Source organism: Enterobacter sp. DC4 (assembly GCF_000568095.1).
Taxonomy (GTDB): domain Bacteria; phylum Pseudomonadota; class Gammaproteobacteria; order Enterobacterales; family Enterobacteriaceae; genus Enterobacter; species Enterobacter pseudoroggenkampii.
Window position 1 is genome coordinate 89453 of the sequence record NZ_AZUB01000012.1, and the last position, 15848, is coordinate 105300.

Consider the following 15848-nt stretch of genomic DNA (forward strand, 5'->3'; position numbering starts at 1 on the left):
CGCGAACCTGTGTGGATAAGTCCGATCTCATAAAGAAGATCATGCAGTTAGAAAGGATCGTTTGCTGTGAATGATCGGTGATCCTGGACCGTATAAGCTGGGATCAGATCGCGACTTTATGCACAGGCCAAAAACGACGCTACGGTTGTTCTTTGGATAACTACGGGTTAATACGAGCTTTTAACCAGAGTTATCCACATCTGTTCGCGCGATCTTTAATCGTTTTTGAGTAAATTTTTCCATTCCGCGAGCCAGATCTCGGCTGGATCCTCCGGAATGTCATGATCGAGGATGTTGATCTTGAGCGTTTCACCCAGCTGTTTTGCTCCGCAGGAGGTGACAGCGGCTTCGACTTTCTCTATTGCCCCGCAAAAGGTGTCATATTCGCGACTGCCGATCCCCACTGCGCCAAAACGGACGTTTGACAGGTCGGGCTGCTGTTCCAGCAGTTCGTCATATAAAGGTTGCAGGTTATCCGGCAGATCGCCCGCGCCGTGCGTGGAGGTGATCAGCAGCCAGACCCCGTCAGTCGGGAGATCTTCCAGCAACGGGCCGTGCAGGGTTTCCGTGGAAAAGCCCGCATCTTCCAGCTTTTCAGCCAGATGTTCCGCTACGTATTCCGCACCACCAAGGGTGCTGCCGCTGATAAGGGTAATGTCCGCCATTGATCGCTCGCCTGGATAAAGAGACGGCCATTGTACGCTGTGAACGAGCTGGGATCTACCTGTGGAGAATGTGGGAATGAATTTGCCCGATCACGGGCGGATGGTACGCATGATCGGGTTTTGCAGGGAGATCAGGGTCTCGGTGGACTGAATTTCATCGATTGTTTGGATCTTGTTGATAAGTACCTGCTGAAGGGCGTCGATGGATCGGCACATGACTTTAATAAAGATGCTGTAGTGCCCGGTGGTGTAATACGCCTCGGTGACTTCATCCAGTGCGTTTAGTCTCGCCAGGGCGGAAGGATAGTCTTTGGCGCTTTTAAGAATGATGCCAATGAAGCAGCAGACGTCGTAACCCAGATGTTTAGGACTGACGTCAATGCGTGCGCCGGTAATGATCCCCGCCTGCTTCATTTTCTCTACGCGAACGTGAATGGTTCCCGGGCTGACGCCAAACTGTTTCGCCAGTTCGGCGTAGGCGGTACGGGCATTGGCCATTAACGCCTCCAGAATGCCGCGGTCGAGATTGTCGATCTGATAATTTTCCATAGCTTTTTCTTATGAAGATTAATGAATCACTCTATTCTAGCGTTTAATTTTATCGAATCAAAAGTGAAGGTGGCTTTTTGTTGATGAGTTATTGAATGTGATGCCATTTCTGTTGCTTAATCAATATCAACAGGACGCAGGAGTATAAATAATGAAAACCGCTTACATCGCAAAACAACGCCAGATCAGTTTCGTTAAATCCCATTTTTCCCGCCAGCTGGAAGATAAACTTGGGCTAATTGAAGTCCAGGCGCCGATTCTGAGCCGCGTGGGTGACGGGACCCAGGATAACTTGTCTGGATGCGAAAAAGCGGTACAGGTGAAAGTGAAAACACTGCCAGACGCCCAGTTTGAAGTGGTTCATTCACTGGCGAAGTGGAAGCGTCAAACCCTGGGGCAACACGACTTCAGCGCGGGCGAAGGGCTCTACACGCACATGAAAGCCCTTCGCCCCGATGAAGACCGCCTCACCCCAATTCACTCTGTCTATGTTGACCAGTGGGACTGGGAGCGCGTAATGGGTGACGGCGAGCGCCACATCGGCACGCTGAAATCCACCGTTGAGGCGATCTACGCCGGGATCAAAGCGACCGAAGCTGCCGTGAGCAAAGAGTTTGGTCTGGTACCGTTCCTGCCGGATACGATCCACTTTGTGCACAGCCAGGAATTGCTGGCCCGCTTCCCGGATCTGGATGCCAAAGGCCGTGAACGTGCGATTGCTAAAGAGCTGGGCGCGGTATTTCTGATTGGGATCGGCGGCAAACTGTCTGATGGCAAACGCCACGACGTTCGCGCGCCGGATTATGATGACTGGAGCACTGCGGGTGAGGGCGAGTTTGCCGGGCTGAACGGCGATATTCTGGTCTGGAACCCGGTACTGGAAGACGCATTCGAGCTTTCTTCTATGGGGATCCGCGTGGATGCTGACGCGCTGAAGCGCCAGCTGGCGGTCACCGGAGATGAAGATCGTCTCAAACTCGAGTGGCACCAGGCGCTGCTGCGCGGTGAAATGCCGCAGACGATTGGCGGCGGTATCGGCCAGTCCCGTCTGACCATGCTGCTGCTGCAATTACCCCATATCGGTCAGGTTCAGTGTGGCGTCTGGCCGCAGCAGGTACGTGAAAGCGTCGGCTCTCTTCTGTAATTAACGCTGCCAGCGTCTGAGCAGGCGACTACGCAACCCGGTATCAAAGCGCCAGATATGATCGAAGATGCGCATGATGCCGGGTTTTCCATGGGCGGACATCGCCACCGCATGAAAACGGTGCTGATGCACCCGCTGTAACTCCTTCACCTTATTCACCACGTCATCCGGCAGCCGCTGGGCAATAAAATCGGAAATCACCACCGCGTCAGCGTCGTACCAGTCGCCGCCCTGCATACGCTCCACAATGCTGCGAAAGCAGCTGGCCAAATCCGTGCCGCCGCGAAAACGCTGGCTCAGGAAGCGGATTGCCTGCTCGATCCCCTGCTGGTTCGTCAGCTCATAGCCCACGACTTCGCTGGAGAACAGCATGATGAAGCAGCGACGGCGATCGGCGAGCGCCACGCGCATCAGCGCCAGACAAAAAGCTTTTGCACACTGCTCGTTAAACCCGCCCATCGATCCGGACGTATCCACGCAAACGATGAAGGGCCCGCGCGGCTGTTCATCAAAATCCTGATGAACGACCGGCCGCTGGCTGATTTTCTCGCGCCAGGCTTCGCCGTGCAGCCGGTAGGTGAGAAGCTGTTTTTCCACCAGCCGACGGTAAAACTCATACTCCAGCTCGGTCATCCCCAGCGTGCTCAGCTCCGTGGGCAGCAGACGCAAAATATCATCGCTCTGCTGGAGCCCGTCGACCTGCTCCGGTACGGTGGCCGGTTCACGCACCAGGGTGCGGAAGGTTTCCATCGGGGCGTCTTTCTTTGGAACCGACTTTGCCTCTCTTGAGCGTCCCAGCTGTTCTGCAAGCTTCATCAGCTCGGGCTGCTGCGTCAGAAAATCGCCGTACTTGACGATCAGCTGATAGTCCCCGCGCCTGAGCTGGCCTGCGCTCATATCCCAGAGACGCCCAGCGGCGTTTTCATTCTCCACCAGCACCTGTTCTAACTGGCCGCTCAGGGTCATTCGTTCCTGAACTTCACTGAGCAGCTGTTCGCGCTCTTCATCCAGCAACTGCTGGTTAAGGGTTGTAGCCTGAACCACCAGACTCAGCCGCCAGCGCTGTAAGAAGAGGGTGTGCAGTGCCGGGGTAAAAGTGGCGTTATCCGTGACCAGCCCCCGGGCCTGGCTGGCAAACGGGGAGTGGACCTTGTCGAGCAACGTAAGGGTTTGCGGTAGCTGAACGATAAACTGCGGCGTGGAGAGCCGCTGGCACTGCTGATAACAGGCCACCTCTTCCGTTAACTCAGGCGGAACTTCTGTCTCCCTGAACCGCTGACGCAAATTTTCGCGCCAGCGCGGAAGATCGTCCGTCATCGCCTTTTTGAGCTTCGGAAATTTTTCAAAGAAGGCTGCCAGCTGCGGTGACGCCAGAAGTGTTATGACCACCTCTTCGATCAACCCCTCCTCGCTGACGGCCAGCATGACGTTGAGCGTGTCCAGGGTTAGCATTGACGCGCCTGTTTGATCTGCGCGCTGACGTCCTGCAGGCTGGCTTCGATGCGACCTAACCAGTCGCTATGAATAAAGAGGCATTTTTGCTGTTCGCTAAAGCGGGTGTGCTGCTGGTGCCATTCCGTATCCAGCGCTTCAAGCTGCTGCTTAATCTCTTCCGGTACGCTGTCCGAGGCGCTGCCCGGCAGCGCCAGACGCGATCCCTGCAGGCTGACGTCGCGGATCACCAGATGCTGGCTGCTGTCCACTTCCATATTCAGCGGTTGCGCGAAGCCGATGCCGTTGAGCTTGCCGCGGATCTCTCCCCCCTTATCCAGCCACTGCGCCAGCGCCTCGCGCTCAATCGTAATGTGTACCACCTGCATATCATGCAGTTTGAGCGGCTGCTGGAGCAGCAGCGTGAGCGTTGTACCAGTCAGATCCGCGGGAAGCTCGTAGTGCGGCTTGCGGGCGAACATGCCTCCAAGGCGATTCACTTTCAGCGCGGTTTTATCACTTTGCTGCTGCTGAAGCTGGATGCGCCGCTGGGCAATCGCCCCCAGTTGATTGAGCATCGCCTGCTGCCCCCAGGCGTGTCCGGTCATCAAAACGTCAAGCTGCTGCTGCATCAGATTCATGCCTTCCGCGTCGTGCCAGAGGCAATCTTTCAGCAGGATCAGATCGATGGGGGCAACGGCATCGCGGCCGCTAAACAGGGCGCTGGCCTGCAGGAGGCGGATCGCTTTTTTCCAGCGACGATCGGAGACATAGGGTGCAGAAGGGAGGAGATCAAGCTGCTGACGCAGCAGATAGATCAGCTCGAATACGGCGTCAGGTAGTTTGACTTTGCTGATATCCTGCTGCCACTGGTAATACTCCTCATCCGTCACCTGCAGCGAAGCGGATACCGGGTTTTCACTCTCATCCTGCTGGCTCACCAGCATGGAGCGGAAGTTTGATTTGTCCTGCACTTTGTCCAGCCACAGGCGGATGAGCATACGGTCATACAGCGCTTCCAGACTGCTGTCGGCCTCGGGCAGTTCGTTAGAGGCGGCCACCAGCAGGCGCATCGGGATTTTCTCTTCACTGGCGCCGTTGCGGAACCGACGTTCGTTTATCGCCGTGAGCAGGGTGTTAAGAATGGCCGGTCCCGCTTTCCAGATCTCATCGAGAAAGACAATCTCAGCTTCAGGCAGATACCCCGCCGTCAAACGCTCATAGCGCCCTTCATCTTTCAGCGCCTGAATAGAGAGGGGGCCAAACACTTCTTCCGGGGTGGAAAAGCGGGTCATGAGATATTCGAAGGCGCGGGCATTCTGAAAAGCAAATTTTAGCCTGCGGGCAATCAGGCTTTTGGCAATGCCCGGCGGTCCCAGCAAAAACACGCTTTCACCGCTCAGCGCCGCCAGTAAACAGAGGCGAATGGCGTGGCTACGCTCGAAAAGGCCTTTCTCCAGCGCGCTGCTGAGGCGGGAAATTCTTTCTGCTAATAAATGTGAGTGAGCCATAATAGTTTTGCATCCTTTCGCCGTCGTGGCGGCCAATTGAAGCGAGTATAGACGTTTCAGTCAGGGCTGGTAATAGACTGAAGTGCGGCGCAATTTTCTTTGCGCTACATTAATGCGGTTGCATTTAGGGGTACGATTTTGCAATGAATCGTGCATACTGTGCGCTTTTTGTGGGCCAAGGGACCAGGAACACATTTGTTATTTAAACGAAAAGACTAGTCTATGAGCACTGATAATAAGCAATCATTACCCGCAATAACGCTTGCGGCGATCGGGGTTGTCTACGGTGATATCGGCACCAGCCCGCTTTATACGCTTCGTGAATGTCTGTCCGGCCAGTTTGGCTTTGGTGTTGAACGCGATGCCGTGTTTGGCTTCCTGTCCCTCATTTTCTGGCTGCTGATCCTGGTGGTTTCCGTTAAGTATCTCTCCTTCGTTATGCGTGCTGATAACGCAGGTGAAGGCGGGATCCTGACCCTGATGTCTCTTGCCGGGCGCAATACCTCGGCCAGAATGACCTCAGTGCTGGTCATTATCGGCCTGATTGGGGGCAGTTTCTTCTACGGAGAGGTGGTTATCACGCCCGCTATTTCGGTGCTGTCGGCGATAGAGGGGCTGGAGATTATCGCTCCACAACTTGATTCATGGGTGGTTCCGCTGGCCATTATTGTCCTGACGCTGCTGTTCATGATCCAGAAGCACGGTACCGGGCTGGTGGGCAAACTGTTTGCACCGATTATGCTGGCCTGGTTCCTGATCCTGGCGGCGCTTGGTTTGCGCAGCATTATCGCGAACCCGGAAGTGCTGCAGGCGCTGAATCCCTACTGGGCCGTGCATTTCTTCCTCGAATACAAAGTGGTTTCCTTTGTGGCGCTGGGTGCCGTGGTGCTCTCCATCACCGGTGTGGAAGCGCTGTATGCTGATATGGGTCACTTCGGGAAACTGCCTATCCGCGTGGCATGGTTTATTGTGGTGCTCCCGTCGCTGGTGCTGAACTACTTCGGTCAGGGGGCGCTGCTGCTTAAAAACCCGGAAGCGATCAAGAACCCGTTCTTCCTGCTGGCGCCTGACTGGGCGCTGGTACCGATGCTGATCCTGGCGACGCTGGCGACCGTCATTGCCTCTCAGGCGGTGATCTCCGGCGTGTTTTCTCTGACGCGCCAGGCCGTGCGTCTGGGGTATCTCTCACCGATGCGCATCATCCATACCTCAGAGATGGAGTCGGGTCAGATCTACATCCCGTTCATTAACTGGCTGCTCTATTTCGCTGTGGTCATTGTTATCGTCAGCTTCGAGCACTCCAGTAACCTGGCGGCGGCGTACGGTATTGCGGTAACCGGTACGATGGTGCTGACGTCGCTTCTCTCCACCACGGTGGCGTACCGAAACTGGCACTGGAATAAATTCCTCGTGGCGATGATTCTGGTGGGCTTCCTGTGCATCGACGTGCCGCTGTTCTCTGCGAACCTCGACAAGATTGTCTCCGGAGGCTGGCTGCCGCTGACGCTGGGTCTGGTGATGTTTATTGTCATGACCACCTGGAAAAGCGAGCGTTTCCGCCTGCTGCGCCGCATGCACGAGCACGGGAATTCTCTGGAGGCGATGATCGCTTCTCTGGAGAAATCTCCGCCGGTCCGCGTGCCGGGTACCGCGGTATACATGTCTCGCGCGCTGAATGTTATTCCGTTCGCGCTGATGCATAACCTCAAGCACAACAAAGTGCTGCACGAGCGCGTGATCCTGCTGACGCTGCGCACCGAAGATGCGCCGTATGTTCATAACGTCCGCCGCGTGCAGATTGAGCAGCTGTCGCCGACTTTCTGGCGCGTAGTGGCAAGCTACGGCTGGCGTGAAACGCCAAACGTGGAAGAGGTGTTCCACCGCTGCGGCCTGGAAGGGCTGAGCTGTCGGATGATGGAAACATCGTTCTTTATGTCGCACGAGTCGCTGATTATCGGCAAGCGCCCGTGGTATCTGCGCCTGCGCGGCAAGCTATACCTCATCCTGCAGCGTAATGCCCTGCGTGCGCCTGACCAGTTTGAGATCCCGCCTAACCGCGTGATTGAGCTGGGAACGCAGGTCGAGATTTAAGTCATTTCGAAAATGCCGGGTGGCGCTTCGCTTACCCGGCCTACCAAACCCGTAGGCCCGTGCAAGCGAAGCGCCGCCGGGCAATTTCTCCCATCAATATTTCACTTAGCGAAACGTTTCGACGTCGATCACAAATCTGTTACGTCATGATGGTTTTCTGAACATTTCTGGGGCTACACTACTTTTAGCGAAACGTTTCGCTAGTGGAGCAAGAAAATGAAGAAAGGCACTGTACTCAACTCAGAAATCTCATCGGTTATTTCCCGTCTTGGGCATACCGATACGCTGGTGGTTTGCGATGCAGGCTTACCGGTTCCGCGCAGCACAACCCGTATCGATATGGCGTTAACGCAGGGCGTACCTTCGTTTATGCAGGTACTGGACGTGGTGACCGCGGAGATGCAGGTTGAGGCGGTCATTCTCGCGGCGGAAATCAAACAACATAATCCGCAACTCCACGAAACGTTGCTCAGCCACCTTGAGCAGCTGCAACAACACCAGGGAAATACCATAGAAATTCGTTACACAACGCACGAACAATTCAAACAACAAACCGCAGACAGTCAGGCGGTGATTCGCAGCGGGGAGTGTTCCCCGTATGCGAATATCATTCTCTGTGCTGGCGTCACCTTCTGAGGCCATCATGGACGCATTACTGCAACTTAAAGGGATCGATAAGTCGTTCCCGGGCGTAAAAGCCCTCTCCGGCGCGGCGCTGAACGTCTACCCCGGGCGCGTCATGGCGCTGGTGGGCGAAAACGGCGCCGGCAAATCCACCATGATGAAGGTGCTGACCGGTATCTATCAACGCGATGCCGGTTCACTCCTTTGGTTGGGTAAAGAGACCACCTTCAATGGCCCGAAATCCTCTCAGGAAGCGGGCATCGGTATTATTCACCAGGAGCTGAACCTCATCCCGCAACTCACCATTGCGGAAAACATCTTCCTCGGCCGCGAGTTCGTGAACCGCTTCGGTAAGATCGACTGGAAAACCATGTATGCCGAAGCGGACAAGCTGCTGGCGAAGCTGAACCTGCGCTTTAAGAGCGACCGCCTGGTGGGCGATCTCTCCATTGGCGATCAGCAGATGGTGGAAATCGCGAAGGTGCTGAGCTTCGAGTCGAAGGTCATCATTATGGATGAACCGACCGACGCCCTGACCGATACCGAAACCGAATCCCTGTTCCGCGTTATCCGCGAGCTGAAATCGCAGGGGCGCGGGATTGTCTATATCTCTCACCGTATGAAAGAGATCTTCGAAATCTGCGATGACGTCACCGTTTTCCGCGACGGGCAGTTTATTGCCGAGCGCGAAGTGGCGACGCTGACCGAAGATACGCTCATCGAAATGATGGTGGGACGTAAGCTCGAAGATCAGTACCCGCATCTGGATAAAGCGCCGGGTGAGATCCGCCTGAAGGTGGACAACCTCTGCGGTCCGGGTGTGAACGACGTGACCTTCACCCTGCGCCAGGGCGAGATCCTGGGCGTAGCGGGCCTGATGGGGGCGGGACGTACCGAGCTGATGAAAGTGTTGTACGGCGCACTGCCGCGTACCAGCGGTTATGTCACCCTCGACGGCCATGAAGTGGTCACCCGCTCTCCGCAGGATGGTCTGGCGAACGGCATCGTCTATATCTCCGAAGACCGCAAACGCGACGGCCTGGTGCTGGGGATGTCAGTAAAAGAGAACATGTCCCTGACCGCGCTGCGCTATTTCAGCCACAGCGGTGGCAGCCTGAAGCATAAAGACGAGCAGCAGGCGGTGAGCGATTTTATCCGCCTCTTTAACGTCAAAACCCCGTCGATGGAGCAGGCGATTGGCCTGTTGTCCGGTGGGAATCAGCAGAAAGTGGCGATTGCGCGCGGGCTGATGACGCGTCCGAAAGTGTTGATCCTCGACGAGCCAACCCGCGGCGTAGACGTGGGGGCGAAGAAAGAGATCTATCAACTGATTAACCAGTTTAAGGCCGACGGTCTAAGCATCATTCTGGTCTCTTCCGAGATGCCAGAAGTATTAGGCATGAGCGATCGCATTATCGTCATGCATGAAGGGCATCTCGGCGGTGAACTCACTCGCGAGCAGGCCACCCAGGAAGTTCTGATGGCTGCCGCTGTGGGCAAGCTTAATCGCGTGAATCAGGAGTAAGAAGATGACTACCCAGGCTGTTTCTGGTCGCCGCTATTTCACAAAGGCGTGGCTGATGGAGCAAAAATCGCTGATTGCCCTGCTGGTGCTGATCGCGATTGTGTCGACCATGAGCCCGAATTTCTTCACCGTTAATAACCTGTTCAATATTCTGCAGCAGACGTCGGTGAACGCCATTATGGCGGTCGGCATGACGCTGGTGATTCTGACCTCAGGTATCGATCTGTCCGTCGGTTCCCTGCTGGCGCTCACCGGCGCGATCGCCGCTTCGATTGTCGGCATTGAAGTCAACGCGCTGGTGGCCGTGGCCGCTGCCCTGGCGGCAGGTGCGGCGATAGGCGCCGTCACCGGCGTGATTGTGGCAAAAGGCCGCGTTCAGGCGTTCATCGCGACGCTGGTGATGATGCTGCTGCTGCGCGGGGTGACCATGGTTTACACCAACGGCAGCCCGGTCAATACCGGCTTTACCGATAACGCCGATCTGTTTGGCTGGTTCGGTATCGGTCGCCCGCTGGGTGTCCCGACCCCGGTATGGATCATGGCTATCGTCTTCCTGGCGGCGTGGTACATGCTGCATCACACTCGTCTGGGCCGTTATATCTATGCGCTGGGCGGTAACGAAGCGGCAACGCGTCTATCCGGTATCAGCGTTAATAAAGTCAAAATTATCGTTTACTCCCTGTGCGGTCTGCTGGCGTCACTGGCAGGCATTATCGAAGTGGCGCGCCTCTCCTCCGCGCAGCCAACGGCGGGTACGGGGTATGAGCTGGATGCCATTGCGGCAGTGGTTCTGGGCGGTACGAGTCTTGCTGGCGGTAAAGGTCGCATTGTTGGGACATTGATCGGCGCACTGATCCTCGGTTTCCTGAATAATGGTTTGAATTTGTTAGGTGTTTCCTCCTATTACCAGATGATCGTTAAGGCAGTGGTGATTTTGCTGGCGGTACTGGTAGACAACAAAAAACAGTAACTGACGACACTACAGGACATCTTAGATATGAACATGAAAAAACTGGCTACCCTGGTTTCCGCTGTCGCGCTGAGCGCAACCGTAAGTGCTAACGCCATGGCGAAAGACACCATCGCGCTGGTTGTCTCTACCCTGAACAACCCGTTCTTCGTCTCTCTGAAGGATGGCGCGCAGAAAGAAGCGGACAAACTGGGCTACAACCTGGTGGTTCTGGATTCACAGAACAACCCGGCGAAAGAGCTGGCTAACGTTCAGGACTTAACCGTTCGCGGCACCAAAATTCTGCTGATCAACCCAACCGATTCTGATGCCGTAGGCAACGCCGTGAAGATGGCAAACCAGGCGAAGATCCCTGTAATCACCCTGGACCGTCAGGCAACCAAAGGCGAAGTTGTGAGCCATATTGCGTCTGATAACGTGCTGGGCGGCAAAATCGCCGGTGATTACATCGCGAAGAAAGCCGGCGAAGGCGCGAAAGTTATCGAACTGCAGGGGATTGCCGGTACGTCTGCCGCCCGCGAGCGTGGCGAAGGCTTCCAGCAGGCGGTTGCAGCGCATAAATTCAACGTACTGGCCAGTCAGCCTGCGGACTTCGACCGTACTAAAGGTCTGAACGTCATGCAGAACCTGCTGACCGCGCACCCTGACGTGCAGGCAGTATTCGCGCAGAACGACGAAATGGCGCTGGGCGCGCTGCGTGCCCTGCAGACCGCTGGTAAATCTGATGTGATGGTTGTCGGATTTGACGGCACGCCGGATGGTGAAAAAGCAGTAAACGATGGCAAACTGGCAGCGACCATTGCTCAGCTGCCTGAGCAGATTGGCGCCACTGGCGTTGAAACTGCCGACAAAGTGCTGAAGGGCGAAAAAGTTCAGGCCAAATACCCGGTTGACCTGAAGCTGGTCATCAAGCAGTAAAGGCGAATCAGGCCGTCACGGCGGCCTGAGGGACACCAATAAAGAAAAGTGTGGCATACGCCACCGGGTAACACCGGTGGCGCTCTCTGATGGACAATCCAACCATGAAAACCGCAGGTAACCTCGTCGTCCTTGGCAGTATCAATGCCGATCACATTCTTAACCTTGAATCGTTCCCGACACCGGGCGAAACCGTCACGGGTAACCAGTATCAGGTGGCATTTGGCGGTAAAGGTGCAAACCAGGCCGTTGCTGCCGGTCGCAGCGGGGCAAATATTGCGTTTATCGCCTGCACGGGTGATGACGATACCGGCGAGCGCGTACGCAAGCAGCTGGCGAGCGACAATATCGATATCGCACCGGTCAGCGTTGTTGCAGGGGAATCTACCGGCGTGGCGCTGATTTTCGTCAACGCAGAAGGTGAGAATGTCATCGGTATTCATGCTGGCGCTAACGCGGCGCTGACGACGGAACGCGTAGAAGCGCAACGTGTACTCATCGGCGGAGCGGAAGCCCTGCTGATGCAGCTGGAGTCGCCGGTTGAAAGCGTGCTGGCCGCCGCCAAAATTGCGCATGAAAATCATACCACTGTCGTACTTAATCCGGCCCCTGCCCGTGTATTATCTGACGAGCTGCTGGCGCTGGTGGACATCATCACGCCGAACGAAACCGAAGCCGAAAAGCTGACGGGCATTCGCGTTGAAAACGATGATGATGCTGCGCGAGCCGCGCGTGCGCTGCACGATAAAGGCATCGGAACGGTGATCATCACCCTGGGTAGCCGTGGGGTGTGGGCAAGCGTCAATGGCGAAGGCCGTCGCGTGCCTGGCTTTAAGGTGAAGGCGATTGATACCATCGCAGCGGGAGACACCTTCAATGGTGCACTGGTGACCGCGCTGCTGGAAGGCATGAGAATGGATGACGCTATCCGCTTCGCACACGCTGCCGCCGCGATTGCGGTGACGCGCAAGGGCGCCCAGCCTTCCGTTCCGTGGCGTAAAGAGATCGATGAATTCTTAAGTCAGCAGGGGTAACGCTTGGCCACAATGAAAGATGTCGCCCGCATGGCGGGCGTTTCTACCTCGACGGTCTCTCACGTTATAAACAACGATCGCTTCGTCAGCGAGGCGATTCGGGAGAAAGTCGAAGCGGCGGTAAAAGATCTCAACTATGCGCCGTCTGCGCTGGCGCGCAGCCTTAAGCTCAACCAGACGCGCACCATCGGTATGCTGATCACCGCGAGTACCAACCCCTTTTATTCAGAACTGGTTCGCGGCGTGGAGCGCAGCTGCTTCGAGCGTGGCTACAGCCTGGTGCTGTGCAATACCGAAGGTGACGAGCAGCGCATGAATCGTAACCTGGAAACGCTGATGCAAAAACGCGTCGACGGGCTACTGCTGCTTTGTACCGAAACGCACCAGCCGTCGAAAGAGATTATCCAGCGCTACCCCTCCATTCCCACAGTGATGATGGACTGGGCGCCGTTCGACGGTACCAGCGACCTTATTCAGGATAACTCCCTGCTGGGGGGCGATATGGCCACCCAGTATCTGATCGATAAAGGCTATACCCGCATCGCCTGTATTACCGGCCCGCTGGATAAAACCCCGGCGCGTTTGCGTCTGGAAGGGTATCTCGCCGCAATGGCGCGGGCGGGCCTTTCCGTGCCGGAAGGGTACCGTATTACCGGCGATTTTGAGTTTCACGGTGGTTTTGAAGCGATGCAAACACTGCTGGCGCAACCTCAGCGTCCACAGGCGGTGTTTATCGGCAATGATGCCATGGCGTTTGGTGCCTATCAGGCGTTATATCAGGCCGGTTTGCGTGTTCCCGACGATATGGCGGTAATCGGCTACGATGATATCGAGCTGGCCAGCTATATGACGCCGCCGCTCACCACCATTCATCAGCCAAAAGATGAGCTGGGCGAGCTGGCCATCGATGTGTTGATCCACCGAATGGCTCAGCCCACGCTGCAGCAGCAACGCCTGCAGCTTACTCCTGTTCTGATGGAACGGGGTTCGGTTTAGCTTTCGCCTTATGGCGTTCTTTAATCAGGTTACGGCCATCTTTCGGTTTTAACAGCATAAAGACCAGCGCTGAAACGACGGTGAGTGCGCCCATGGTGATAAAGGTATAGTGGAACTGCTCGACGGTGTTCGCGCTGTCGAAACCTTCATAAAACCGCAGTACCGCCGCGCTCACGGCCACACCCAGACTGATGGACAACTGCTGGGTTACTGCCAGCACGCTGTTGCCGCTACTGGCGTTCTCGTCGGTCAAATCCGCAAGGGTGATGGTGTTCATTGATGTGAACTGCGTCGACATCGCCATGCCCAGCACGAATAGCGGCAGGATCAGCATCCAGACGGGTAACGCGGCGGACTGCAGCGAGAACTGCGCAATCATCAGGCCGATAAAGACCGTCACACCAACCAGCGTCTTGCGATAGCCAAACCAGCGTAGCACCTGCGTCACGGTCGATTTTGCCAGAATCGAGCCCATTGCGGTGGGCGCCATCATGCAGCCGGCAATCAGGGCCGGGTAGCCGAAACCCACCTGCAGCATCAGTGGCATCAGGAACGGTACGCAGCCCGTCCCCAGACGCGAGGCAATGTTTCCCGCGATCCCGACGGAAAAGGTTCGGGTGTTGAAGAGCCCAAGAGAGATTAACGGCGTCGGGTGACGGCGCGCGTGACGTATATAAAGAAGGAACAGCAGCACGCCGGCGAGGATAACGGAGAGCGCCATCCACGTCGCGACGATCTTCTCGCCAACCAGCTCCATCCCGCTGGAGAAGAGTACCAGGCTCAGGCCAAACAGGAAAAAGCCACCCATGTCGAAGCTGCGTCTTGGCGTGGTGAAGTTCGGCATATATTTGCGGGCATACAGCAGCCCCGCAACGCCAATCGGAATATTAATCAGGAAGATCCAGTGCCAGCTTGCCCAGGTGACAAACACGCCACCGAGTACCGGGCCCAGTATCGGGCCGACCAGTCCCGGCATGGTAACGAAGTTGAGCACGGGAAGCAGTTCGCTTCGAGGGTAGGCTCGTAATAAGGCAAGGCGTGCCACGGGCATCATCATCGCGCCGCCAATGCCCTGTAAAACGCGGAAGATAACCAGTTCCGTTAAGGACGAGGAGAGCGCACAGGCCAGCGAACCGAGCGTAAAGAGCGTTACGGCCAGCATGAAAACTCTACGGGTACCGAAGCGGTCGGCCAGCCAGCCGCTAACTGGAATTAACATTGCAACCGTCAGGGTGTAGCTGATGATGGCGGACTGCATCGCCAGCGGGGAGCGGTTAAGGCTTTGCGCAATAGCGGGAAGCGCGGTGTTGAGGATGGTGGCATCCAGTGCCTGCATAAAAAACGCCATGGCTGCAATCCACGGCAATCCGGCCATGCTGCGCGCTTTTTTCTTTGTCATTTATTTACCTGCTGGTGGGTTGGCGCAGCCAGTAATGCCTGGCACGCACTCAGGGCTCGCTGCCCGTCGCTTTCCTGAATGGCATCCACTATCGCCTGATGCAATTCCAGTTTTACCACGTCGTTTTGTGTAATAGAGGTAAAGTAGGTGTGATACACCGAATGAAATAATGAGGCAAACGAGGTGAGGAACGGATTGGCGCTCATCATATAGATATGTTCATGCCAGGCCATATCGACCTCAACCCAGCGTTCGCGGTTGAAGTGTTTTTTCAGGAACACCATCTCTTCCATCAACGCGTTAAGCTGCGCTTTCTGCTCTGCTGTGCCAAGTGTGGCGGCAAGCAGACATGCCTGAGGTTCAAGGCTGCTGCGCATCACCAGAAAGTGATCGACGACCTGATGAAAGTTGTCTTCCGTCATCCACCAGGAGAGTAGCTCCTGATCGAGAAAATTCCAGTTACTCTGTGGCATCACGCGTGTGCCAATACGAGGACGTGGAAGCACCATACCTTTTGCCGTCAGGGTTTTCACCGCTTCGCGCACTGCGGTACGGCTCACCCCAAACTGCTCACCCAGCTCCATTTCACCCGGCAGGATGCTGCCCGGGGCATATTTACCCGCTAAAATCCGCTGAGCCAGCTTTTCTGCCAGCACATACGACAGGTTTTTTTGGGCGGCCAGCTGTTGTGCGCTTAATGGCATCGCTTTTATTCCTTAAAGATTCATGCTGATAATTATGCCACCTCGAATGTGATTGTGGTTGCAGATACATCAAATAGAACAATTTGTAGCTTGATTTCACCTCTGCTGGTGAAAAAAAACACGGATAGAAACTTTTTTTAAATTTCCTCTTGTCACGCCGGAATAACTCCCTATAATGCGCCTCCACTGACACGGAACAACGGCACACACGCCGCCGGGTCAGCAGAGAATAGCGAAAATAAACGCTTGACTCTGAAGCGGGAAAGCGTAATATGCACACCCCGCGC

Annotated in this window: 14 protein-coding genes; 8 read left to right on the forward strand and 6 right to left on the reverse strand. The window is 55.8% G+C overall.

Annotated elements, in window-relative coordinates:
- Positions 1-215: 215 nt before the first annotated feature.
- A complete protein-coding gene (gene mioC / locus P349_RS01970) occupies positions 216-665 on the reverse strand; it encodes an FMN-binding protein MioC (protein ID WP_023309786.1) in 450 nt (149 codons plus the stop codon).
- A gap of 90 nt (positions 666-755) precedes the next feature.
- Complete coding sequence (gene asnC / locus P349_RS01965; RefSeq protein ID WP_024907891.1) at positions 756-1214, reverse strand: transcriptional regulator AsnC; 459 nt, start codon at positions 1212-1214, stop codon at positions 756-758.
- A 151-nt stretch (positions 1215-1365) separates the two neighbouring features.
- On the opposite strand from asnC, the gene asnA reads away from it, so the two are divergent.
- A complete protein-coding gene (asnA, locus tag P349_RS01960; RefSeq protein WP_032648591.1) occupies positions 1366-2358 on the forward strand; it encodes an aspartate--ammonia ligase in 993 nt (330 codons plus the stop codon).
- On the opposite strand, the gene viaA is transcribed toward asnA, so the two are convergent.
- Both viaA and ravA read right to left on the reverse strand, forming a co-directional pair.
- Positions 2359-3810 (reverse strand): ATPase RavA stimulator ViaA, encoded by a 1452-nt coding sequence (gene viaA, locus P349_RS01955; protein WP_032648593.1) that lies wholly within the window; start codon positions 3808-3810, stop codon positions 2359-2361.
- Positions 3804-5300, reverse strand: coding sequence for an ATPase RavA (ravA, locus tag P349_RS01950; RefSeq protein ID WP_032648595.1), 1497 nt, complete (start codon positions 5298-5300; stop codon positions 3804-3806). Before ravA ends, viaA begins: the two co-directional genes overlap by 7 nt.
- A 222-nt stretch (positions 5301-5522) precedes the next feature.
- Here ravA and kup point away from each other — a divergent pair, with 222 nt between their 5' ends.
- The 7 genes from kup to rbsR all read left to right on the forward strand — a co-directional run bounded on the left by kup (position 5523) and on the right by rbsR (position 13458).
- Positions 5523-7391, forward strand: a complete 1869-nt coding sequence (gene kup / locus P349_RS01945) for a low affinity potassium transporter Kup (RefSeq protein WP_024907895.1) — start codon at positions 5523-5525, stop codon at positions 7389-7391.
- A 216-nt stretch (positions 7392-7607) separates the two neighbouring features.
- Complete coding sequence (gene rbsD, locus P349_RS01940) at positions 7608-8027, forward strand: D-ribose pyranase (RefSeq protein ID WP_024907896.1); 420 nt, start codon at positions 7608-7610, stop codon at positions 8025-8027.
- A 7-nt stretch (positions 8028-8034) separates the two neighbouring features.
- The gene (gene rbsA, locus P349_RS01935; protein WP_032648597.1) at positions 8035-9540 is read left to right on the forward strand and encodes a ribose ABC transporter ATP-binding protein RbsA; all 1506 of its coding nucleotides are present in this window, start codon (positions 8035-8037) and stop codon (positions 9538-9540) included.
- Positions 9541-9544: 4 nt separating this feature from the next.
- Entirely contained in the window at positions 9545-10510 is a 966-nt protein-coding gene (gene rbsC / locus P349_RS01930) for a ribose ABC transporter permease (RefSeq protein WP_006808742.1), read from the forward strand.
- A gap of 27 nt (positions 10511-10537) precedes the next feature.
- Positions 10538-11428, forward strand: a complete 891-nt coding sequence (gene rbsB, locus P349_RS01925) for a ribose ABC transporter substrate-binding protein RbsB (RefSeq protein ID WP_010426610.1) — start codon at positions 10538-10540, stop codon at positions 11426-11428.
- A 104-nt stretch (positions 11429-11532) separates the two neighbouring features.
- A complete protein-coding gene (gene rbsK / locus P349_RS01920) occupies positions 11533-12462 on the forward strand; it encodes a ribokinase (protein ID WP_032648603.1) in 930 nt (309 codons plus the stop codon).
- Positions 12463-12465: 3 nt separating this feature from the next.
- A complete protein-coding gene (gene rbsR / locus P349_RS01915) occupies positions 12466-13458 on the forward strand; it encodes a ribose operon transcriptional repressor RbsR (RefSeq protein ID WP_024907899.1) in 993 nt (330 codons plus the stop codon).
- On the opposite strand, the gene mdtD is transcribed toward rbsR, so the two are convergent.
- Positions 13424-14857 carry a multidrug transporter subunit MdtD gene (gene mdtD / locus P349_RS01910; RefSeq protein WP_032648599.1) on the reverse strand — a complete coding sequence of 478 codons (1434 nt, stop codon included), beginning with the start codon at positions 14855-14857 and terminating at the stop codon, positions 13424-13426. The genes rbsR and mdtD overlap by 35 nt on opposite strands.
- Complete coding sequence (locus P349_RS01905) at positions 14854-15561, reverse strand: FadR/GntR family transcriptional regulator (RefSeq protein ID WP_024907901.1); 708 nt, start codon at positions 15559-15561, stop codon at positions 14854-14856. Before P349_RS01905 ends, mdtD begins: the two co-directional genes overlap by 4 nt.
- Between the last annotated feature and the right edge of the window lie 287 nt (positions 15562-15848).